General features: G+C 54.8%; 21 protein-coding genes and 4 pseudogenes. 11 read left to right on the plus strand and 14 right to left on the minus strand.

Translation table 11 applies throughout. The features are described from left to right. Nucleotides 1-9: 9 nt before the first annotated feature. Complete coding sequence (locus WLO32_RS08520) at nt 10-774, minus strand: class I SAM-dependent methyltransferase (RefSeq protein WP_435947933.1); 765 nt, start codon at nt 772-774, stop codon at nt 10-12. A gap of 419 nt (nt 775-1,193) precedes the next feature. Between WLO32_RS08520 and yiaK the strand changes: the two genes are divergently transcribed. Then, nucleotides 1,194-2,210 carry a 3-dehydro-L-gulonate 2-dehydrogenase gene (gene yiaK, locus WLO32_RS08525; protein ID WP_435947934.1) on the plus strand — a complete coding sequence of 339 codons (1,017 nt, stop codon included), beginning with the start codon at nt 1,194-1,196 and terminating at the stop codon, nt 2,208-2,210. 115 nt (nt 2,211-2,325) lie between these two features. Here yiaK and WLO32_RS08530 read toward each other — a convergent pair whose 3' ends face one another. Beyond that, nucleotides 2,326-3,057, minus strand: a complete 732-nt coding sequence (locus tag WLO32_RS08530) for a sulfite exporter TauE/SafE family protein (protein ID WP_435947935.1) — start codon at nt 3,055-3,057, stop codon at nt 2,326-2,328. 98 nt (nt 3,058-3,155) lie between these two features. Here WLO32_RS08530 and WLO32_RS08535 point away from each other — a divergent pair, with 98 nt between their 5' ends. The 5 genes from WLO32_RS08535 (at nt 3,156) to WLO32_RS08555 (ending at nt 6,082) form a co-directional block, all read left to right on the plus strand. Beyond that, nucleotides 3,156-4,055, plus strand: a complete 900-nt coding sequence (locus tag WLO32_RS08535) for a LysR substrate-binding domain-containing protein (RefSeq protein ID WP_435947936.1) — start codon at nt 3,156-3,158, stop codon at nt 4,053-4,055. 95 nt (nt 4,056-4,150) lie between these two features. Continuing rightward, the gene (locus WLO32_RS08540; RefSeq protein ID WP_435947937.1) at nt 4,151-4,465 is read left to right on the plus strand and encodes a putative quinol monooxygenase; all 315 of its coding nucleotides are present in this window, start codon (nt 4,151-4,153) and stop codon (nt 4,463-4,465) included. A gap of 201 nt (nt 4,466-4,666) precedes the next feature. Continuing rightward, on the plus strand, nt 4,667-4,990 hold the full coding sequence (locus WLO32_RS08545; protein ID WP_435947938.1) for an antibiotic biosynthesis monooxygenase family protein: 324 nt from the start codon (nt 4,667-4,669) through the stop codon (nt 4,988-4,990). Beyond that, a complete protein-coding gene (locus WLO32_RS08550) occupies nt 4,983-5,375 on the plus strand; it encodes an amino acid-binding protein (protein ID WP_435947939.1) in 393 nt (130 codons plus the stop codon). Before WLO32_RS08545 ends, WLO32_RS08550 begins: the two co-directional genes overlap by 8 nt. Beyond that, on the plus strand, nt 5,372-6,082 hold the full coding sequence (locus tag WLO32_RS08555) for an ArsR/SmtB family transcription factor (RefSeq protein ID WP_435947940.1): 711 nt from the start codon (nt 5,372-5,374) through the stop codon (nt 6,080-6,082). The genes WLO32_RS08550 and WLO32_RS08555 overlap by 4 nt, the downstream gene beginning before the upstream one ends. A gap of 309 nt (nt 6,083-6,391) precedes the next feature. Here WLO32_RS08555 and WLO32_RS08560 read toward each other — a convergent pair whose 3' ends face one another. Beyond that, nucleotides 6,392-6,736, minus strand: coding sequence for a cupin domain-containing protein (locus WLO32_RS08560; protein WP_435947941.1), 345 nt, complete (start codon nt 6,734-6,736; stop codon nt 6,392-6,394). Nucleotides 6,737-6,806: 70 nt separating this feature from the next. Here WLO32_RS08560 and WLO32_RS08565 point away from each other — a divergent pair. After that, nucleotides 6,807-7,192, plus strand: a pseudogene (locus WLO32_RS08565) (VOC family protein). 245 nt (nt 7,193-7,437) lie between these two features. On the opposite strand, the gene WLO32_RS08570 reads toward WLO32_RS08565, so the two are convergent. From WLO32_RS08570 to WLO32_RS08580, 3 genes and pseudogenes are all read right to left on the minus strand, one after another. After that, complete coding sequence (locus tag WLO32_RS08570; protein WP_435947942.1) at nt 7,438-8,019, minus strand: dihydrofolate reductase family protein; 582 nt, start codon at nt 8,017-8,019, stop codon at nt 7,438-7,440. A gap of 311 nt (nt 8,020-8,330) precedes the next feature. Continuing rightward, entirely contained in the window at nt 8,331-8,804 is a 474-nt protein-coding gene (locus WLO32_RS08575; protein WP_435947943.1) for a hypothetical protein, read from the minus strand. Between the two features lie 503 nt (nt 8,805-9,307). Then, nucleotides 9,308-9,893: pseudogene (locus WLO32_RS08580) on the minus strand (CGNR zinc finger domain-containing protein). Nucleotides 9,894-9,985: 92 nt separating this feature from the next. Between WLO32_RS08580 and WLO32_RS08585 the strand changes: the two are divergent. Next, nucleotides 9,986-10,933 carry an alpha/beta fold hydrolase gene (locus WLO32_RS08585; RefSeq protein ID WP_435947944.1) on the plus strand — a complete coding sequence of 316 codons (948 nt, stop codon included), beginning with the start codon at nt 9,986-9,988 and terminating at the stop codon, nt 10,931-10,933. A 114-nt stretch (nt 10,934-11,047) separates the two neighbouring features. On the opposite strand, the gene WLO32_RS08590 is transcribed toward WLO32_RS08585, so the two are convergent. Then, nucleotides 11,048-11,938, minus strand: coding sequence for a LysR family transcriptional regulator (locus WLO32_RS08590; RefSeq protein WP_435947945.1), 891 nt, complete (start codon nt 11,936-11,938; stop codon nt 11,048-11,050). A 130-nt stretch (nt 11,939-12,068) separates the two neighbouring features. On the opposite strand from WLO32_RS08590, the gene gstA reads away from it, so the two are divergent. After that, nucleotides 12,069-12,674 (plus strand): glutathione transferase GstA, encoded by a 606-nt coding sequence (gene gstA / locus WLO32_RS08595; RefSeq protein WP_435947946.1) that lies wholly within the window; start codon nt 12,069-12,071, stop codon nt 12,672-12,674. Nucleotides 12,675-12,696: 22 nt separating this feature from the next. Here gstA and WLO32_RS08600 read toward each other — a convergent pair whose 3' ends face one another. After that, complete coding sequence (locus WLO32_RS08600) at nt 12,697-13,116, minus strand: MerR family transcriptional regulator (RefSeq protein WP_435947947.1); 420 nt, start codon at nt 13,114-13,116, stop codon at nt 12,697-12,699. Nucleotides 13,117-13,238: 122 nt separating this feature from the next. Here WLO32_RS08600 and WLO32_RS08605 point away from each other — a divergent pair, with 122 nt between their 5' ends. Together WLO32_RS08605 and fos are read left to right on the plus strand one after the other, a co-directional pair. Further along, entirely contained in the window at nt 13,239-14,201 is a 963-nt protein-coding gene (locus WLO32_RS08605; RefSeq protein ID WP_435947948.1) for an NAD-dependent epimerase/dehydratase family protein, read from the plus strand. Between the two features lie 54 nt (nt 14,202-14,255). Beyond that, complete coding sequence (gene fos / locus WLO32_RS08610; protein ID WP_435947949.1) at nt 14,256-14,654, plus strand: fosfomycin resistance glutathione transferase; 399 nt, start codon at nt 14,256-14,258, stop codon at nt 14,652-14,654. Nucleotides 14,655-14,723: 69 nt separating this feature from the next. Here the strand turns inward: fos and WLO32_RS08615 are convergent, their stop codons facing one another. The 6 genes and pseudogenes from WLO32_RS08615 to purB all read right to left on the minus strand — a co-directional run bounded on the left by WLO32_RS08615 (nt 14,724) and on the right by purB (nt 21,984). After that, a complete protein-coding gene (locus WLO32_RS08615) occupies nt 14,724-15,587 on the minus strand; it encodes an alpha/beta hydrolase (protein WP_435947950.1) in 864 nt (287 codons plus the stop codon). A gap of 563 nt (nt 15,588-16,150) precedes the next feature. Further along, complete coding sequence (locus WLO32_RS08620; RefSeq protein ID WP_435947951.1) at nt 16,151-17,272, minus strand: JmjC domain-containing protein; 1,122 nt, start codon at nt 17,270-17,272, stop codon at nt 16,151-16,153. Nucleotides 17,273-17,343: 71 nt separating this feature from the next. Continuing rightward, nucleotides 17,344-18,808 (minus strand): annotated as a pseudogene (phoQ, locus tag WLO32_RS08625) (two-component system sensor histidine kinase PhoQ). Continuing rightward, entirely contained in the window at nt 18,808-19,479 is a 672-nt protein-coding gene (phoP, locus tag WLO32_RS08630; protein WP_121267855.1) for a two-component system response regulator PhoP, read from the minus strand. Before phoP ends, phoQ begins: the two are co-directional and overlap by 1 nt. Nucleotides 19,480-19,571: 92 nt before the next feature. Continuing rightward, complete coding sequence (locus WLO32_RS08635) at nt 19,572-20,495, minus strand: DUF7916 family protein (RefSeq protein ID WP_435947952.1); 924 nt, start codon at nt 20,493-20,495, stop codon at nt 19,572-19,574. Nucleotides 20,496-20,612: 117 nt separating this feature from the next. After that, a pseudogene (gene purB, locus WLO32_RS08640) lies at nt 20,613-21,984 on the minus strand (adenylosuccinate lyase). Between the last annotated feature and the right edge of the window lie 14 nt (nt 21,985-21,998).

Below are 21,998 nucleotides of genomic sequence, written 5' to 3' on the forward strand. Positions count from 1 at the left end.
GCGGGAGATTTATTTCCGCGAGCAGCAGGCGATATAGTTCAGCTGATGGCGGTTACGGCGGAAGAAGCGGAACATCCCCAAAAAGCGCGTCCGGTTCTCACGGGTGCGCAGGCCGTTAAACAGGATTTTCGCCGTGCGCGCCAGGCCTTCGTCGCGAATCAGCCCCCTTGGTGACATCAGGGACATCGCGCCGTGGTGGGTATTGACCGACCGGAAACCGCTGGCGATAAACAGCTCTTTCCACGAAGCGTGGGTCATCGGGCTGACGTTGGATTTCACAATCTCTTCCAGCTGCGTCTGCCCGCCCGCCTCCAGGCGTTCGCGGGTAAACATGATGTCGTGCGTCAGCAGGCGACCGCCGGGTTTGAGCACCCGATAGTACTCATCGATCAGCCGGGTTTTGGCTTTGTCCACATACATGGTGAGCATCGCTTCGTTAATCACTACGTCGAAGGCATCGTCGGCGAAGGGCAGCCTGGTGGCGTTGGCTTCCAGCACCTGGATTTTATCCTGCAGACCGGCGGCAGCGACGTTTTGCCGCGCCTTCATCAACGCGTTTTTATCCATATCGACGGCGTATATCCTGCAGCCAAAGCGCTGCGCCAGCTCGATGGAGGTGGTGCCCATATTGCAGGCGACTTCCAGCACTATGCTCTCCGGCGTGAGGTTTGACTGGTTGAACAACCACTCGGTCGCCTCAGCGCCGCCGGGCCGCAAACGGGTCTTCCCAAGGCTTGCTAAGAAGGTGTGTCCGGCTTTCTCACTTGCGCTCATGTCTGCGTCTCCATGATAAGTTGTATTTTTAATGCAACTTATCATAAAGGCTGGCGAATGCGAATGATTTTCATCAGGCGAAAAGGAGTTTGTCACGCCGGGTCAAGGATTTATAACTTTCGCTGAACAATATCGCGTCTTAATGTCTCTTTGGAAAACCCTAAGCATAGCAGGCAGTTGGCTCTTTTTGCCGTCCTTATCTTCTCTCTTTTACTTCAGCCCCCAGTGTCTTTTTTGTGAAGCCGGGCATGTTTCACGTTGCGCATACTTGTATGGTAATGGTGCGGGGCATAACTTGATTTCCAGCAAAAAAGCATACTGAAAGGAACACGGGTGAAAATCGCCAGGGATGTAGTAATGGTAACGTGCCGCCTTTCCCGAAAATCAAACAGTTAACTGGTTAATATTAAGGAGATATGATGGCAGTGGTAAAATTTGACGAAATGAAGCAAACCGTTAAGCAGGCATTTTTAAACGCCGGCTTGTCTGAATCACAGGCTGATATTTGCGCTCAGATCCACACGGAAGCCAGCTGCGACGGTATTTTCTCGCATGGCCTTAACCGCGTGGCGCGTTTTGTTGATTACGTGAAAAAGGGCTGGGTAGATATTCACGCTGAACCTGAAAAAGTGAAATCTATCGGCAGCATCGAAATTTACGACGGCCAGCGCGGTATTGGCATCACTAACGCTTTGTTTGCTGTTGAAAGGGCGATGACGCTGGCAAGCGAACAGGGTGTCGGTATTGTCGGTCTGCGTAATACCACCCACTGGATGCGCGGCGGCACTTACGGCTGGAAAGCCGCTGAAAAAGGCTACGCGGCTATCTGCTGGACCAATACCGAATCCTGCATGCCGGCATGGGGCGCCAAAAATCCTCGCCTGGGCAATAATCCTTACGTGATGGCGGTACCCATGACAGAAGGGGCGCTGGTGCTGGATATGGCTATGTCCCAGTACGCCTACGGCAAGCTTCAGGTAACACGCCTGAAGGGCGAAAAACTGCCTTTCCCCGGCGGGTTTGACAAGGATGGCAATCTGACGGACGAGCCGGGGCCGATTGAAGAATCCATGCGCATTCTGCCGACCGGTTACTGGAAAGGTTCCGGGATGGCTATCCTGCTTGACGTAATGGCCGCGTTCCTGACGGCAGGCTCTCCAACCAATGAAATCGATAAAATCCAGCAGGGCAGCTGTACCGGCGCAAGCCAGGTATTTATGGTGTTCGATCCGAAGCATTTTGGCGGAATAGAGTTCAGCAAGGCGATGGCGGCAAGCGTGGCGGAGTATGTTAAAGGCTCAATGCCAGCGGAAGGCCAGCGCGACGTATTTTATCCTGGCGAAATGGCGCTGCGTAATCGCGTTAATTTCAGCGCCAATGGTATTCCGGCTGATGACGGAGTCTGGGCTGAAGTACAAAAACTGGCGAAACGCTAATAATTATAATTGCAGGAAAATCTTTCCCAGCGTAACTCCGCGTCCGGTGATTGCTTCACGCTTTATTTATATGGCTTGCCCCGCAGAGGGGCAGCGTTATCCGGCCGCGGCGGAATTATTTTTCACCCCAGGCGCTATATAATAATCCTGCCCCGGAAATTAACAGAATGACGTCAATCAGCGCTGAAAAATGTGTCGCGGATAATCTTCTTACTAAAGTCTTACTGCTCAGGGTGCCAAGCAAAATGCCGCCGCCGACGAATACTCCCGTGAGTGCGACCCGTACCGAAAGCGCATCCTGAAGAGCAAATGTACCGGCTTTACTCACGTACAGAAGAAGGGCGCTCGCCGCTTCCGTGCCAATAAAAGCTCCGCCGCTTAACCCATAGGCCGTAAAAATCGGCACGCTCACCGGGCCTGTCGACAGCACCAGGCCGGTCAGGAAACCAACGCATCCTCCACAGAACCCCAACTGCTTTATCGAAAGCGTCCATCGGTTGTTTTTCAGGCGCCGGCGGACCGGGATCATCATCCAGAAGAAAATGCCTAACGCGCAGTCTATCGTCCATGCGGGCAGAGCGAGCAGCACATGAGCGCCCAACGAAGCTGCCGGCACGCCGGGTAATATATAGGCAAGCGTTGCGCGCCAGTCGATCTCGCCCCACCAGACCGCTATGCGGGAGAGGTTACCAATAATAGCGGCTACGGCCATTATCGGTATGGCCGCTTTGGGCCCGAAACTGCTGACCATCGCGGGCAGCAAAAGCAAAGAAGAGCCTGTGCCCACTATCCCACTCACTGCTCCGGCAAACATCGCAATGACGGTTACACAGATATAAATTTCCATGACTACCTGATTTTTTATTGCAGGGCCCTCATCTTATTGCGTGTGTTTAGATCATAATATCGATTAATAATGACCGGTTATGAGACAAAAAGTCACAGATGAAAAAACGAAATCTGCCGCCGTTAAATGCATTGAGGCTGTTCGAGACGGCGGCGCATGCAAGCAGCCTCAGTGCCGCAGCCGAGGAGTTAGGCATCACCCACGGCGCCGTCAGCAGGCAGATCAAACTGCTGGAAGAGTGGTTAGGGCAACCTTTATTTGAGCGCCAGGGGCAACGCAGCGTTGCCGCCGAACATGCCCGCGCGTATGCCGCGGAAATCAGCGCCGCCTTCGACATTATCAGCGACGCCTCAATGCGCTTCGGAAAAACACCGAATACCAGGGTCATAAAAGTAAACGCCCAGACCACTTTCGCGATGCACTGGTTGATACCTCGCCTGCCGGAATTCCATACCCGGCATCCTGACATTGACGTTTCGGTGTCCACATCAAACAGCTCGGAGGTAAAAGGGCTGTCAGGCTTTGACGTCTTGATTCGAAGAGAGCCGTTGGACAAGCCCGAATGGCGTTATTTTGATAAACGACCGTTGTTCGAAGAACGGCTCACGCTGATTGCCGCCCCGAAACTTTTAGCCAGGCAGGTTTTAGATAAGCCTGAAGATCTCGCCTCACAGGTGGTTATTGCGTCGCATACGCGGGTGGGGGAGTGGGAAAGATGGATGAAAAAAGCCGGCATCGAAGCTTTGCGGCCGCTGCGCTTTCAGCGCTTTGAACACAATTATATAAGTCTTCAGGCGGTCATTGACGGTGTCGGAGTAGGTATGGGCGGGCTGCCAACCCTTGCGCATGATTTAAAAGAGAAAAGGCTTCTCGCCCCCTTGCCGGTCGAGGTTAAAGGAAGCAAATACGTGGCTTTAATCGCGCCCGACGTTGATAAGTCATCGGCATTCAATCTGTTTCTGGAATGGCTTGAACGGGAAGCATCTGCGATATGTTAAACGGCGCGAAACCTTTGCCTTTGGCGCCGCTTTTGCTCTTGCGGGTAATTAGCGATATGTTTATCCAACTAAACCGCAACACGACAGGATAATTTATGTCTTTGCAGCAGCAACCAGCCTACATCATCCGTATGCGAGCCAAACCAGGCATGGGCGACAAACTGTTCGAGCTGGCCACGGCTGGCATGATAAAATCCGCGGCTTCCGACCGTTACATCCTTGCCCGCGAAGACGAAGACCCGGATGTCCTCTGGAACATGGAGGTGTTTAAGTCAGCTGCGGCGAAAGACAGCTACGAAAACAGCTCCTTAGCCGACGAACTCCGCGACGAGATAATCAGTCTGCTGGCCGAGCCGCCAATGCGTATTGCCGTTCACCCCTATTCTGCTCTTCCTCACGACAAGCCTTAAGCCCTGGATCCAGGGCTTCGACAATATTCTCTGTCTCCCTGCGCAGCATCCGGAAAGCCATGCCGTGTGTAGTTGGCGGGTTAATATTGATTCCCGCGTTTGCTAACTGGCTTCCATGGCGCAGCCATACTTCGGCGCTAACCGAAGCATCGTACTTTCGTCGGTAATAAGCTTTCTGAAAATTAACCAGGAGGCAGACGAATGATTGCGGTGATTTTTGAGGCGGAAGCCTTGCCAGAAGCACAGGAACGGTATCTTCAGCTTGCGGCCGAGCTGAAGCCACTGTTGTCGGACACGCCAGGATTTATTTCTATTGAGCGCTTCCAGAGCCTGAGTACATCGGGAAAAATCCTTTCTTTATCATGGTGGGAAGATGAAAACGCTGTGGCTGGATGGAAGCAAAATGTTATGCATCTGGCAGCGCAGAAAGAAGGTAAAAGGTCGATTTTTTCATTCTACAGAATACGCGTTGCCAGCGTATCTCGTGATTACTCTTCTGATAAGCAGGCGCATCCGCATGTATGATATTCACGTAATCCTCAGTAACACCCCGGGTTCGCTCGCCCTGCTCGGCAATGTGCTGGGCATCAGCGGTATTGGCCTTGAAGGAGGAGGCGTGTTTTCAACGCCGGAAGCCGGGCACGCGCATTTTCTTGTTGAAGACGGTGAGAAAGCCCGTAAGGTTCTGACTGCTGCGGGCTTTGACGTCAGAAATCTGTGCCGCCCTTTGATAAGAAAACTGTCTCAGGAACGCCCGGGAGAGCTGGGGGAAATCGCTGACACAATCGCCCGGCATGGTATTAACATTCTGGTACAGTACAGCGATCACAGTAACCGACTTATTCTGCTTACGGATGATGATACCCGGGCCGCGGAAGCCACACGAAAATGGGCAATAGCCACTGAATGAACTTTCTAAAAACCGAATGCGACAGTGAGCCGGAAGATTCTCTTGAAAAATATATGTCGCTGGTCGCTTCTGCCATATCTGACCCGTCAAGGGTCAGTATTCTGTGCGCCCTGATGGATGGGCGCGCGTGGACAGCGACCGAACTCAGCGCGGTAGCGGGCATTGCCGCATCCACGACCAGCGGACATCTTACCCGGCTTCTTAACAACGGGCTGGTTATCTGCCTGACGCAAGGGCGGCACCGCTATTACAGCCTTGCGGGACAACATATCGCCGGGCTGCTGGAAAACCTGATGGGGGTTTCCATGCATGTCTTCACTTCCCCTGCGCCCCGGACGCCGACATATCTGCGTTACGCACGTACCTGTTATGACCATTTGGCAGGAGAACTCGCTGTAAATATTTACGAGTTTATGCTGCAGGAAAAATGGCTTGAGGCTGACGGCGCTGCGCTGACGGCGGCCGGAAAATCCCATTTTCAGAACCTTGGCGCAGTGCTTGCGCCACGTCCGCGCCGCAGGGCCTGCCGTGCATGCCTCGACTGGAGCGAAAGACGCTTCCATCTTGGAGGAGATGCAGGTTCGGCGCTGATGACGCTTTTTCTGCAGAAAGGATGGATAAACTGCACGCAGGGATATCGTGAAGTGACCGTGACCGACAGTGGCAAAGCTGCCCTGTGTCGCCAGTTCGGTTTGAATCTGACCTGACCACGGATGTTTTCAACGCAGTTTTAGCGCTGAGATTGGTTTGCCTTGTTGCACAGGCTTATTGGCCGGGACCAGCTTTTGCGCCAGATAACCAGTTTCCCGTTAATTAAACCACGCTGATTTTATTCATGCTTACATCGTTGCCTGACTGCCTCTGCATAACTGAAGGCAATGCGATATGGCAGACCTTACGCCTTTTGGGCATGTCGGTTTGGTGCCAGGAGCGGAAGTTAAAAACCACCAAATGCGTAGCGCATTGCTGAGCCGCCATACGGGCAGGCAGCTTTTTCGCCAGAGAAGGAACTGTCGTCATGAGGATAGAATATCTGAACGATCGCCTCGTGTTGTCGGGTGAGAGATTACAATAAATTCTACGGAAGATTGTCCGTCATTTCTGGCTTGATGCTTTATCCCCGGCGGAATTTCTAATCCCTGGTGGGCCCTGATTTCATGTTTGTTACCATCAAGCTCCATCGTCAGGACACCCTGAAGCACAAAGAAGAACTGTCTGGAAACGGAGTGAAAGTGTCGTTTTTCGTGAGTGCCGGAAGGCATTTTTTCGTGAATAATTAACATGTCCGAGCGGTTTAACAGATACCAACCGTCACAATTATCACCCCAGACATAATGCTCTGCATTGTCCTTTGAAATCATCGCCTTTCTCCTGTTTAAACGTGTATGCTTTTCGCTCATGGCTGCCCATATTCTGCAGAAGAGGTTTCGCATGCTAAGTGGATTGAATCACATAACCATTGCAGTCAGTGATATTTCAAGAAGTTTTGATTTTTACGTCAACACGCCTGGCTTTACGCTTAAGGCCAGAGGGGCTACAGGGGCTTACCTTTAGCTGTGTCTTTCTGCTGATGTTATTGCTTCGTATGAAAATTACACTCACTACGCCTTCAGCATCGGTAGCGAAGACTTTGATGCATTTGCTACTCACCTGAAATCAACGGGCGTGACAGAGTGGAAAACAAATAAGAGTGAAGAAAAATCTATCTCCTTCCTGGATCTGATAGGCATAAGCTGGAAATTCATGATGGCGATTTGGATAGCCGCCTCAGTGCCTGTATGAAACATCCTTATGAAAGAATGGTACTGTTCTGGTAATGGTCTGATGCTCCAATTAGCCAGAAAAATTTTTGCTCTGTATCAGTGCCTTGTACATGTGACTTTTGATGTTTTTTGCAACTAAAGATCCGCTCTGTGCCAGAAGCGGACGTTGCTGACCCTTAGGTGCTATTGTCAATCAGAGTCGAACACATACCGTAAAACATCGATTGGCTACGCATTCGCAGAAATGCAGCCGTTCGAAGTTATTTTTCCTCTTGCAGAACTATCAGAACATTACATTATTAATTTCGTTTCACCTCGTATTGCAGGCACACTACGCCCGACGAGAAAACTTTACTATTCACCAGCCTGAGTGAGGTTCTGTCTTTTATGTTTTTAAACAAGGGAATGCCTTGCCCCAGCAGAATCGGATTGACGAATAGCCAATACTCATCGATAAGGTTTTCCGCCATTAGCGCGTGAGTCGCTGAGGGACTGCCAAACATTAAGATTTCGCTGCCCGCGCTATGCCTGAGCTTGTTGATTTCGTCGCTTAAATTGCTGCTGATAATTTGCGTATTAGGGTGATTTTTTTCCAACAGGGTTTTCGACAACACCACTTTGTGGGCAGATTTATACCAACGCGAATGCGCATGGTCATGCGGACTGGCGTCAGGCTTATCGGCAGCAGTTGGCCAGTACGACTCCATCATCTGGTAGGTGGTGCGCCCATATAAGGCGGTATCGGTCTGCTGAATCCGCTGCTCCACGTATTCAAACAAGTCGGGGCTTATGCTTATCCAGGCCAGACCCGCCGGGCCCTCAGCGGTAGTAGCGACAAAGCCATCCAGCGACACATGGACAAATGAAACTATTTTTCTCATGATTTTCTCTTTGATCAAGTTTTGATTACATAGCCTGCGAGGTGTGCCTGGGTTCGGGTCCCGCCTTCAATCGCACCAATTTTATCCAACGCCATCCTGCGTGCTTCCGCATCAGGAATGAAGTATAAATCCTGTTACCAATACTGTTCTGGAACAGCGCCTGTTGGATACTCGACCCTGATTTGTGTGATAAGCGCCAACTTCTGCTCTTCGCACAAAGCGGACCTCCCGGTTGTCCGCTGTGTGCCAGAAGCATTCACTGACTCCTTCATGATGGCTTGCCGGGACTATCCTTTGAGGAGTGAGTGCGTTTAAAGACGATTTGGGCGCGTTGCGAAGAAGACCACTGCTGCTCCGATAGCAACGATGAGCGTATCTTCAATCAGGCCACTTCTGGTCTGCCCCATCTCTTCCATGGCCTTTTTGCGTGCCGCAAGCGTGACATAGGCAAGTGGCACGGCGGCAGAGATAGCGATTGCTGCCCCGGTTTTTTCTTTTCCGCCGGGAGCCAACGCGGCACCCGCAATCCCTGCACTCGCCGTGCGTGCTGCCAGGCCCAAAAACACGGTGCGGTCTGGCGCTGACTTCATCTTGTCGCCAAAGAGTTCACCTACACCCATCGCTAACGCGCCGAATTTGAATAGCGGATGGTCCAGCAGTAAAAGGCGGCCCGATGTGTCGCGCCCGCTAATGCGCGCTGCAGCGATGGCCGCCATCGGCGTCATGGAACGGCAGCTGGCGACAAGGCCAATTAATGCGGAATAAACAAACTCAGTTATTTTCATTAATTATCTCCGGAATAAATAAAAGTTTTTTATGCTTTAAGCTTTATTGGTGGTAAGCCAGGAATACTCTGTTTAATTAACGCATTTACACGGTCACGTTATTTAAGCGCTTTTCATCTGAGCACTGGGATGCATGATCGCTGCAATAGTCAGTATAGATGAACGGCTTGAGACAGCAGAAATGACGGAAGCGGGAGGTTGAAGAATGCGGACCGCACTTAATTGCCGGGCCAAACCTCAGCGATAATCGTCCGGGAGTATAGCCGTCAAGACGAGCGGCTACGTGATTACTCCATTAATTGGCATACTGTTCACCAGGAAGAATTCATGCCGAACGTCCGCTCTTCGCCAATAGCAGATCGTGCATCTACGTCCGGCTGCTTATCGTTTCCTTATAGCTACGTTGATACATTCTGGCTTGATGCTTCTCAGGTTCGGGCACCTGAACCCAAAACCGCAAGCGAGCGTGACGGCGCAGCTCAGGTGGCTCGTAAATACGGTGTTCAGCTCTGTTCAGGTTTTTTCCTTGAGCGAAACGCCGCCACTTTCATACGATTGCCGCAGGTAGCCATACTGCACCAGCGGCGGCGATGCGATTTACTCAGGTCGTGGAAGAGGAGAATACAGTCATGAGCCTCACACTGGCGGACGAATTCGAATTTATCGCTGGTGATGAGATTTACCAGAGCATCGGCGACCGGCCACAGCAGGCTTGCCGGACTGCCGTCTCTTTGATGAACGTCGACCCGAAATTGCTGAGCGTCGTTATCCCATCTCAGCTTCCTCACAGGGCGGCCCGTCTCAAGTACCTGATTGACAACCGTAAGATCTGCTGTCTTGCCGTTCAGCGCGGCGTTCACCACGGCCCTGGAGGCGTCACGAAGCTGACGGGGCCTCTGCCAGCAGCCCGGGCGGCGTTTCAGTACTGCCAGATAATACACCCGCCAGCGTAAGCCAGTTTAATACGCTGCGATCGTCGTGCAGGCTGTCATGCAGTTCCTCACCTGCCCGGTATTCACTGTTGATGAAATCCAGCGCCAGGTTGTCAGCCAGGAAGGGAGCTTCAGAAGCAATACTGTTAGGGTTCATATTTATTGGTAACCGATAAAATAATATTGACAGGTTACCAAAATTCCTCGTAACCTTCAAATTCAAAATTTACAGGTTACAGGGGTGCCGTCATGACTTCTTCTCATCCAGGCTCAGCTTCAGAAAGTACGGTCTGCTTACCGGGTGCTGCCGGGCAATCTGCCGATTCGGCTTTTTTGGTTCATTACCGCTACGAGCAGGTTGATAACGTGAAGGTGTTTTACCGTGAGGCAGGCAGACCCGATGCTCCCACAATACTGCTGCTTCACGGCTTCGCCGCATCGTCGTTTATGTTCCGCGACCTTATTCCGCACCTTACCGGGCGTTACCACGTGATCGCCCCGGATTTGCCAGCATTCGGTTTTACCGAAGCCCCGGCAAGGGGTGACTATGTCTACACCTTCAGCCAGATAGCGGAGACGATTGGCCAGTTCACCGAACAGCTCGGCCTTCATACCTACGCGCTCATGGTTCACGATTACGGCGCCCCGGTAGGCTGGCGTCTGGCGACAGCCCATCCGCAGCGGGTAACCGCCATCATTTCTCAGAACGGCAACGCCTATGAAGAAGGGCTGGGAGAGGGCTGGACTCCTGTTCAGAAGTACTGGCGTGAACCTACTCAGCAAAACAGGGATGGCCTGCTCGACTTTCCCACACCAGCTTCTATTAAGTGGCAATACCTTGAGGGGGTTACCGATCCGAGCCTGGTTTCACCGGATGGGTATACGCTGGAGGGGCTGCGGATATTGCGGCCGGGCAATGCTGATATTCAGCTTGATTTGTTACTGGATTACGCTTCGAACGTGGCGATGTATCCCACTTTCCAGCGGTATTTCCGTGAGCATCAGCCACCTCTGCTGGCCGTGTGGGGAAAAAACGATCCGTTTTTCCTTCCCGCGGGTGCCGAGGCCTGGAGCCGCGACCTGCCCGAAGCAAATATTCACTTCTATGATACCGGACACTTCGCGCTCGAAACCCACGGTGAAGAAATCATTCCTGTCATTCGTAAGTTTCTGGACAAGAATATTGGGCAACATTGAGGAGTTAAAAGATTGTCAGCACGGCTGCTCGGCCGCAAGTTGGAACCGAGTGCCCGCTGCTCGCGCATAACCAGCCTTATTTCTTCCGCTTCCACAGGACGGGCAGGGTGGCGCTCAACGGGAAGCGCCTCGCCCACCTTTGCGCAGTACCGCAAGCAGTGCCTGAGCCGCCCGAGAAGACTTTCCGGCCGGCGAACAAACCAGACCAAACTCGCGGTGGATAGCCGGTATCAGTGGCGCCACGTGCAGGCCGCGCCGATCCTCGGGCAGCGTTGATTCGGGGACAAGCGCCACCCCCATGCCTTCGCGCACCAGCATGCAGGCGCTGATCCAGTCGCGTACCGTCACCCGTATGTCCGACAGCTGCAGGCCTGCTTGTTCCATCAGGCTGTTTCCGTTCACCGCGCAGCCGCCGGTGGCGAGAATAAAAGGTTGGTCCGCCAGTTCCTCAAGCGTGATGCCGCGCGCCCTTGTACCTCTTCCGGACTCGTGATTGGCTGGCAGCACCGCTACCCATGCGTCCCGCCCCAGTATCACTTCCGCGCGGCCGGGTGCAGGATTCAGCACCACGCCCAGCTCGACGGTATCCGCGGCCAGCCACTCCTCCACTTCCTCGTCCGTACCTTCCAGCGCCACCAGCTCGATACCCGGATGCAGGCGCCGAAAGTCCCACAGCAGTCCGGGCAACAACGTCGAAATCACCGAGGGAAAGCTGGCCAGACGGATGCGCCCGCCGCTCAGGCCGCTGCTGTCGTCGGCCAGACGACGGATCTCATCCAGCTGCGCCAGCATAGCCCGCGCATGGCCGATCGCCTGCTCGCCAAGGGCCGTAACGCTGATAAGCCGCCGCTCACGGGTGAACACCTGAAACCCAAGTGAGGCTTCCAGCTGGGCGATAGCCTGGCTCGCGCCAGACTGAGTAATGCCCACGGCGTCGGCGGCCCGCGAGATATTGCCGGCATCGGCTACGGCTACCAGCAGGCGCCAGTGCAGAAGGTTCATCATGATTATCAGTAGCTCAGCTAATACCTGTTATTTAGAACATTAATTTTACAGATAACGCCGCCGTAAGCACAGTGTATTACGGCGCCCGACAAGCTGCCGCCCAACTGACTTTCAACTTTCCGGAGACTTTATGAAGCTGTATTACGCCCCTCATACCTGCTCGCTGTCGCCACACATCGTGCTGCGCGAACTCGACCTGAAGTTTGAGCTGGTCAAAGTGGACAACAAGACCCGGCTGACCGCCGATGGACACGACTTCCGCACCATTAACCCCAAGGGCTATGTCGCTGCGCTGGAGCTGGACGACGGGCAAATCCTGACCGAAGGACCGGCCATCGTGCAGTATCTGGCCGATCTCAAACCGGAAAGCGGGCTGGCGCCGCGGGCGGACAGCTGGACGCGGGTGCGTCTGCAGGAGTGGCTGAACTTTATCACCAGCGAAATACACGCAGGCTCGGCGCCGTTGTTCAACGCCGCGCTGCCCGAGGAGGTCAAAGCGATTTTTCGTGAGAAGCTGTTCAGGCGGTTCGACCTTCTTCAGGATACGCTCGCCGGACGGGAGTATCTGACGGGCGCTTCTTTCAGCGTTGCTGACGCCTACTTGTTCACCGTGCTGGGCTGGTGCAAATTTTTCTCCATTGACCTTGATGGCTGGCCCGCGCTGTCGGCCTATATGACCCGTATTAACGCGCGACCTGCCGTGCAGGCCGCCTTGCATGCCGAAGCCACTCGGTAATAGCTGAAACGGCCATTGCGGTTCATTCTGACGGCTGGTTATGTACAGCCAGCTGTTCTGTCAGCCGCCGTATGTTTTCCTCGCAGGAAATCCCATCCGGTCGGTTTGCAATGCTGGCGATCAGATTCAGCAGCTCGGTCTTGCTCTCCTCCAGCTGTTTTTGCATCTGTTCGATCTCCGAGACGCGCGTTTTCAGCGACTCAATCAGCCCCTCGTGATCCCACTTTTTCTGTCGCTGCGGCAGAAAGCGGCGAATTTGCTCAAGTGAAAAGCCCGCCCGCTGCGCGTTAGCGATAATTTTCAGCAGGCCTGCCGCTTCCGCAGAATAATTTCGGTAACCGTTTGTCTGACGCGCGGCCGGGGCGAGCAGACCCTGCGCTTCGTAAAAGCGAATACGTGAGGGCGTAATCCCCGTGGCTTTTGCCAGCTCTCCAATTCTCATAGCCTTTACCCGCTCTCTTGACCTTAAAGTTAACTTTAATCTTATACTTTTCAGACGCCCGCTGTCTGCGCCGCACGCCGCAGCGTAACTCTTGCATTATCGAATAAAAGCGAGGAACTGAAATGCAAACGATTCTGGGGGCCAACGGCCAGATTGCCCAAGAGCTTGCCCGAGAGCTGAAACGCTCCTACACCGATGACCTGAGACTGGTAAGCCGCAGCCCGCGAAAGGTAAACGACAGCGATGTTACCGTAGCGGCAAATCTGCTTGATGCGGAACAAACGCTGAATGCGGTAAAAGGGAGCAGCATTGTCTATTTTGCCGCGGGGTTGCCCGCGGATTCGGCGCTGTGGGAGCAACAGTTTCCGACGATGCTGAAAAATGCGCTTGATGCAGCCCGCACGGCGCAAGCCCGCTTTGTCTATTTTGACAATACCTATATGTATCCGCAGAACGACAATCCACAAACGGAAGAAACGCGCTTCGCTCCCCGGGGGCGGAAAGGAAAAGTACGCGAACTGATGACCAACATGGTGCTTGAAGAGATGAGGCGGGAGGCCATTCCGGTCATTATCGGCCGCGCGCCGGAGTTCTATGGGCCGGGGAAGACGCAGAGTTTCACCAACGCGTTTATCATCGACAAACTGAAGGCCGACAAGCGGCCGCGTGTCCCGGTGCGTGACGATAAACTTCGTACGCTCATCTGGACGCCTGACGCCAGCCGTGCCCTTGCTGTGCTCGGTAATACTGCGGATGCCTGCGGGCAGAGCTGGCATCTGCCCTGCTGTGACGATCGCCTTACCTACAGGCAGTTTGTTTCTCTCGCCTGTGAAGTCTTCGGAAAAGACGCGGAGTACAGCGTCGTCAGCAAGCTGGCGTTGACCTTCGCCGGTCTTTTTTCGCAGGGAGCCCGTGAGATGCGTGAGCTGCTGCCGCGGTATGAACATGACAACCTGTTCGAATCGGCAAAGTTTAAGCATCGCTTCCCGGATTTCTCCGTCACGACTTACCGTGAGGGTCTGGAAGACATCCGGCGGGAATGGAGCAGCAGGCAGAAGAAAGCGAACGCCTCCGACTCACGTTAAAAAGTACTCTTATGATAACGTGTCATCACCTGCGTCCTGTTGAAGGGGCTTTGCATGCTTAACGGGCTGAATCACATAACAATCGCTGTAAGTGATATTTCAAAAAGCTTTAATTTTTACGTCAACATACTTGGTTTTATACCTAAGGCAAAATGGGCCAGCGGGGCTTATCTTTCTTCAGGTAACCTGTGGTTATGTCTTTCCGCTGATGCTGTTGCTTCTCATGAGGATTACACTCACTACGCATTCAGCATCCGTAGCGAAGACTTCGATGCGTTTGCCACTCATCTGAAATCATCGGGCGTTACCGAGTGGAAAACCAATAAGAGTGAAGGAAAATCTATCTATTTCCTGGATCCCGATGGGCACAAGCTGGAAATACATGATGGCGATCTGGATAGCCGCCTTAGAGATTGTATGAAGCATCCCTATGAAAAAATGGAGTTTTTCTAGTGGCTTAAAATTTAGTGCAACGATGATGCTTTGATAAATCCGCGTGAATTCCAGTGGTTAATCCGGTCGCTAACTGCTCTGTAACAGAAATTGCCGCAGTGCGGCCGTAAGTTCTTCTGGCGCCTCTTCAGCCATATGGTGACCGCTGTGGATTGGTTTGCCGCGAACGTCCGGCGCCCAGCTTTTCCAGATGCCAGGAATGTCGCCGTATATCTCTTCCAGATCGTCATATTTTGACCATAAGCAGAGCGTCGGACATGCGATTACGCGCCCGAGCTGACGGTCCTGCAGCTCGTGCTGTTTATCTATAGCCAGCCCGGCGCGATAGTCTTCAATCATTCCGTGTACGGTTGCCGGATCGTGTATGGCCCGCCTGAACTCCTGGTATTCCTCGTCTCCCATGGTGTCCGGCTGGCCCCCATACCATTTGTCCGGGTCAGCCAGAATGGCCCGCTCCGGCTTTTCCGGCTGGGCAAAGAAGAACCAGTGATACCACTGTCGGGCAAACTTTTCGTTACAGCGGTTGAGCGCCTCAAGGATGGGAACAGAATCCAGTACGGCAAGGCGTGTGATTCGATCCGGATAATCAAGGGCGGCCCTGTAGGCCGTGTAGCTTCCTCTGTCGTGTCCGACAAGCGCAAACCGGTCAAAGCCAAGCTGACTCATCAACTCAATGCAATCTTTTGCCTTAGCCCTTTTAGAGGAGCCCGCGTGCTCAGGCAAGTCGGCAGGTTTAGATGAGCGGCCAAAACCACGTAAGTCAGGGCAGACGACAGTAAATGATTTAGCAAGCTCGGGAGCCACCTTCGACCAGGTCGCATGAGTACGGGGATGGCCATGCAGCAGCAGAACCGGCGGGCCGTTACCGCCATAACGCACGTTAAGCACTGCTTCAGAGAGCGTGATTTCCTGGTGCGTAAATCCCTCAAACATAGGCTCTTCTCCTGCCAGATCTGGAGTACTGATTATAGACGAGCCTTGCCAGAGGCGTTTTGCGAAGGGCCGGACATCTTTTACTTCTACGCGGCTAACATTATGACAAACATCATAATTAACAAGGTAATGTATGCCCTCGCGTGCACAACATCCGGAATAATGCTTAACAGCGGGGCGCCTGAGCGGATCCCTGAGCATGAGCCGGCGACAAGAAGAGCCAGCGCCGGCAAATTTATGTACCCGACGAACCCCGGAGCTTTTTCAGACATGTATCGTCGTCAGATGGGATGCGCGCCGAGCGCTCACAAAAAAGCCTTATAAGCCGCGGGGCAACGACCAGGCTGCGGCTGAATAAAGGCCCAGGCTCAGGCAGGTTCCCTTATTGCTGGGTGAAATGCTGGCCATGCTGGATGAGGATTTAAAAGCGCCGCGCTTTATCCACACCCCGACCGGGCTTGCGATATTAAATGGCGCAGCCGTATCGGGTAGCCATTAATCATCTGAGGTCCCCGCCTTCTCAGCCAGCAGGTAGCTTCTGCTGAGAAGGCGGGCGAGAGGCATTAACCTTCGAAGTACCAGTAGCCGCTGTTTACCAGCGCTGCGAGCATCGCCAGGAAGGACGGGTCTTCCAGGGCGTCGCCAAAGGTCTGCGCGTCAAGTTTCAGATGGCTTGCCAGCGCTTCAACGGCCGGACGGTGCGGGCTGTCGATCTTCTCACCGTTGACATACACCTCATCGGCGATGCGCAGCACGCGCAGTCCGCCGAGGCGGGTCAGCGAGTCGCCCTGCTTGATGGCGTCGTAGATTTCATCCGGCTGATAAGGCGGCTCCGGCGGCGCCACGTCCAGCTCGTGGCGCGACTGGGTAATAAATTCGCCAAACCAGGCTTTGAAATGCTCGGGCTGATTAACCAGTTCCAGCATCATCCCGCGCAGCTTATCCAGCTCTTCCGGCAGGATATCCGCCGGGTTCTGGCGGGACGGCACGTCCGGATCGGTATAGCGATGGCTGCCCAGCTCGCGCTGCAGCACGTAATCGGCGAAACCGCTGATCAGCTCGCGGCCGCTTGGCGCACGGAACCCGACGGAGTAGTTCATCGAGTTTTCCAGCGAATAGCCTTCGTGCGGGAAACCCGGCGGAATATAGAGAATATCGCCCGGCTCCAGCTCTTCATCGATAATGCCTTCAAACGGCTCGACCTGCAGCAGATCTGGATGCGGGCAGTGCTGCTTCATCGGCAACTTTTCGCCCACGCGCCAGCGACGGCGACCAATACCCTGAATGATAAACACGTCGTACTGATCCAGATGCGGGCCAACGCCGCCGCCGGGCACCGAGAAAGAGATCATCAGGTCGTCGGTACGCCAGTCGGGCAGGGCGCGGAACGGACGCATCAGGCTGGCGCTCTGCTCGTGCCAGTGGTTAACCGCCTGCACCAGCAGGGACCAGTTGTTCTCGCTTAAATGATCGTAGCTCTGGAATGGACCGTGGCTGACTTGCCATTTGCCGTCCTGGTGGCTCACCAGGCGGCTGTCTACCTCGTTTTCCATGGCAAGGCCTGCCAGTTCATCCGGGGAGATGGGGTCGATAAAGTTTTTAAAGCCGCGTTTTAACACCACCGGGCGTTTTTGCCAGTAGCGTTCGATAAAATCGGGCCAGTTTAAATCCAGGGTATATTCCATTTTTGTTATCCGGCAGGTGGAGGAACCTGTCCGGATTATAACGGATGGGGCGGTCGTTTACGGGAGTATTTTCAATCTTCTTCGCTGTCCGGACGCTGGCGCGCAAAAATCACCTCCATGCGCACGCCGCCCAGTTCGCTGGCGCCCGGAAGGATCTCACCGTCGTACTGGCCGACGATTTCCCGCGCCACGGAGAGGGCCGACGCCCTGGCCCGGCCGCAGGGTATCGACCCGTTGTCCGCGGTCAAAAACGATCGCCCGCTTGCTTTCGGGAATGCCCGGACCGTCGTCCTCAACGTACAGATGCAGGGTGTCGTCGAGCTGGGAGGCGGAAATCTCCACGAACTCCAGACAGTATTTACAGGCGTTATCCAGCACGTTGCCCATCACCTCCATAAAGTCATTTTTCTCGCCGATAAAGGTTATCTCCGGCGAGACGTCAAGGGTGATATTGACGCCCTTACGCTGGTAAACCTTGTTGAGCGCCGAACAGAGGTTGTCCAGCAAAGGGGCGACCGAATGCAGCTCGCGGCTTAGCAGGGCGCTGTTTCCGCGCATGCTGGCGCGATGCAGGTAGTATCCGATCTGCTGCGAGATGCGGCTGATCTGCTCAAGCATCACCGGTTCGGCTTCCTCCACGTTCAGCTTTTGCGTGCGCAGGGAGCGCAGGGTGGTTTGCAGCACCGCCAGCGGCGTTTTCAGGCTGTGGGTCAGGTCGGTCAGCGTCGTGCGGTACTTATCGTAGCGCTCGCGCTCCGTGCGCAGCAGGCGGTTCAGGTTAAGCACCAGGCTTTTCAGCTCGCGGGTGGTTTCCGGGTTAAGGCTGTCGCGGTCGTGCTTTTCCAGCTCGCGCACTTCTTTTGCCAGCGCCTCGATAGGGCGCAGGCTCCACCAGGCGGCGACCCACAGCAGCGGGATGACCAGCAGCAGGTTGGCGAGCAGCACGTAGATAAACCAGCTCCACACCATATAAGAACGTTTCAGTTCGATGGGGATGGTATCGACCACCACGATGGTCAGCGCCGGCATCCTGGCGGTGGCCGGATACTGATTCACCGCCACCGAGTGCGTCATCGCGTTTTCTTCGTCATCCTCGTGAATGCCCTTCAGCTCCGCCTGCAACGAGCGATCGTTGCCCAGCAGGGCGCTGCTGGTGTCGAAGTTCGCCTCCAGCTCATGAAAGCCGTTTGCGCCAAGCCACTCTTTTTTAATCTGCTGCCTGATTTGCGGCACGTCCCGCTGCGTCCACAGCAGGTTGCCATGCTCGTCGTAAATCAGCGCCATCGTCGGGCTTTGCAGGTTTAAGTTTTCCGGGATTTCGACCCTGATTTTGCCGTCGACGCGGGTGGCGAGGGTGTAGAACAGGTTGCTTTCCCCGCGCAGCAGGCGAAAGGTGGTTTTGTCAAAGCTGACGCTGTAGCCCACCAGCGCCACCAGGCCGTAGGCGAGGGAGAGCACCATCACCACGGCGGCGGTGGCGAGTAAAAAGCGTACCCGTAGCGAAAGCGGGAAGAAGCGGCGCAGGAATGTCATCATCAGCGCAGGTCGAAACGGTAACCCTGGCCCCGGACGGTGGTTATCACTTCGTGGGGATGCTGCGCCTGAATTTTCTTGCGCAGGCGGCCCATCAGCACGTCGATGGTGTGGCTTTCGCGCAGCTCCGCATCGGGGTAGAGCTGCAGCATCAGCGAATCTTTGCTCACCACCTTGCCGGCGTTGCGGATCAGGGTTTCCATTATCGTGTATTCAAAAGCGGTGAGCTTGATGAGCGTGTCGTTAATGGAGAGTTCCCGGCGGGACAGGTCCACCTGGAAGGGCGGCAGGGAAATCAGCTGCGAGGCAAGCCCGCTGTTGCGGCGCATCAGCGCCTGCATGCGCGCAATCACCTCTTCGAGATGGAAGGGTTTCGTCACGTAGTCATCGGCCCCGGCGCCAAGCACCTCGACTTTATCCTGCCAGCCCTCGCGGGCGGTTAAGACCAGCACGGGAATGGTGACGTCGTGGCTGCGCCAGCGGCGGATCAGGCTCATGCCGTCTTCATCGGGCAGGCCGAGATCGACAATGGCAATATCCGGCGTGTGCTCATTTAAGAAGTAATCGGCCTCTTTGGCGTCCTCAGCGGCATCGACCTGGTGGCCGGTTTCGCGCAGCTGCACCGTTAAGTGGTGACGTAACAGGGCATTATCTTCCACAACCAGAACGCGCATCGCATTTCCCCAATCTGAAAAAGTCGCTGATAGTTTAACGCTAATTATCGGCGACGGGTGATAAACCCCGAATAAACAGCTGCCTGTAAGTGTTAACGGTTAACCGAACGGGCGATGCGGGAATAGGTGTGGCGTACGCCGCGGATTGCCACGCTGTAGGCAAAAATATTCTCCGGCAGGGCGATGCCCGTAAAACCGGTATCGCCGATATGGTGAAGGTCGGCGCCGGCCATTTTGCTCATCAGCGCGATTTGCCGGATGGTCTGCACATCGGCGCCCTCCTGCGAGGTGCCGATGGCGGTCATCGCCAGCGCGCCCTGCCGTTGGGTAAAGGTAATCAACGAGGCGACCTTTTCCTGCGTCATGCCCGGAATGGTGCCCGGTGCCGGAAGCAGAACAATATCGGCTCCGTTCGCAACAAAGAGGGCGATGTCCTCCTCGCTTATCAGCTGGCTGCCGCTTTCGCGCACGATGCCCGCGCCGTGCATTTTCCCGGCTACCAGTACCAGCCTGTCACCGACTTCATCATGGATTTGCTTAAGCGAACGGGCGATGGCCTGGTTGCTGATGCCGTTATTGGGATTGCCGGTCAGAACGACAATTCGTGCGCCGAGATCGTAGAGCCTGCGCGCGTTTTCCGGCGTGGCGGCTCGCCCGGCGGTCATCTGCCAGAATTCATCATGATCGGAGGCAAAGTCCGGATCGACGGCTTCAAGGTTCGCGCCGATGACCCGCCCGGTCAGGCGCTGCAGCTCCCGTAGCGTCTCTTCCGGCGCGATACCGGCGGGAAGTCCTTCAACGCGGGGCTGCACCGCATCAAACAGGTTCAGCAGAAGAATATCGGCGCCCTGGCTGGCAGCCAGTTCGGCGTTGGTGATGTTATTGAGCAAGGGCTGGGTGATGGCGATGGTTTCGCTGACCAGCACGCGGCCTTCGCTGGCGCGAAGCGAGTGGAGCAAATCGGCTTTGGTGATATTCGCAAGGTCGGAGGCGCTGCAGTCGAGATAGCGTTTCATCGTTCTTTCCCCTGATTGACGTTGTATCAATTGTATACCAGTAAATCCCTGCGAAGGGCGGCATAGTCAGGCGGGAAACAGCAACGCCCCCTCCCGCAGCGGGAGAGGGCGATGTTATTACTTCAGTTCGTCAACCATAGTGATGGCGCGGCCGATATAGTTAGCCGGCGTCATCGCCTTCAGACGGGTTTTTTCTTCTTCCGGCAGTTCCAGGCCGTCGATAAACTGCTTCATGCCTTCGGCATCCACGCGCTTGCCGCGGGTCAGCTCTTTGAGCTTCTCGTACGGCTTCTCGATGCCGTAGCGGCGCATCACGGTCTGAATCGGCTCCGCCAGCACTTCCCAGTTGTGATCCAGCTCGTCCAGCAGGCGGTCGCGGTTCACTTCCAGCTTGCTCACGCCTTTCAGGGTGGACTGATAGGCAATCAGCGCGTAGCCGATGCCCACGCCGAGGTTACGCAGCACGGTGGAGTCGGTCAGGTCGCGCTGCCAGCGGGAAACCGGCAGCTTGCTCGCCAGGTGTTGCAGCATGGCGTTGGACAGGCCAAGGTTGCCCTCGGAGTTTTCGAAGTCGATCGGGTTAACCTTGTGCGGCATGGTGGAAGAGCCGATTTCGCCCGCGATGGTTTTCTGCTTGAAGTGGTTGAGCGCAATGTAGCCCCACACGTCGCGATCGAAGTCGATCAGGATGGTGTTGAAGCGCGCCACGCAGTCAAACAGCTCGGCGATATAGTCGTGCGGCTCAATCTGCGTGGTGTACGGGTTCCACTGGATGCCCAGGGAGGTGACGAACTCCTCGCTGAACTGGTGCCAGTCCACTTCCGGGTAGGCGGCGATGTGGGCGTTATAGTTGCCGACCGCGCCGTTGATTTTGCCGAGGATTTCCACCTTTTCCAGCTGGCGGAACTGGCGCTCCATGCGGTAGGGCCACGTTCGCCATCTCTTTACCCATGGTAGATGGCGTGGCCGGCTGGCCGTGGGTACGGGAAAGCAGCGGGATATCGCGATACTGCACCGACAGGTCTTTTACCGCATCGATAATTTTGCGCCAGTACGGCAGCACCACCTCTTTGCGGGCCGTTTCCAGCATCAGCGCGTGGGAAAGGTTGTTGATGTCTTCGGAGGTGCAGGCGAAGTGAATAAATTCAGACACCGCGTGCAGCGCAGGTACGGATTCAACCTTTTCCTTAAGGAAATACTCAACGGCTTTGACGTCGTGGTTGGTGGTGCGCTCAATGGTCTTGATGCGCGCGGCGTCTTCTTCACTGAACTGCGCGACGATCTTATCAAGGTAACCGTTTGCGTCTGCGTCAAAAGCAGGAACTTCTCTGATCGCTGCGTGCGCGGCTAGTTTTTGCAGCCAGCGTACTTCTACCTGTACGCGAAATTTCAGCAAACCGAACTCGCTGAAAATGGCGCGCAGAGCGCTGACTTTATCGCCGTAGCGTCCATCTACGGGGGAAACGGCGGTCAGTGAGGATAATTCCATAAGTGACAACTCCG

Origin of the sequence: Dryocola mayonis, assembly GCF_051307045.1 — a bacterium.
Taxonomy (GTDB): domain Bacteria; phylum Pseudomonadota; class Gammaproteobacteria; order Enterobacterales; family Enterobacteriaceae; genus Dryocola.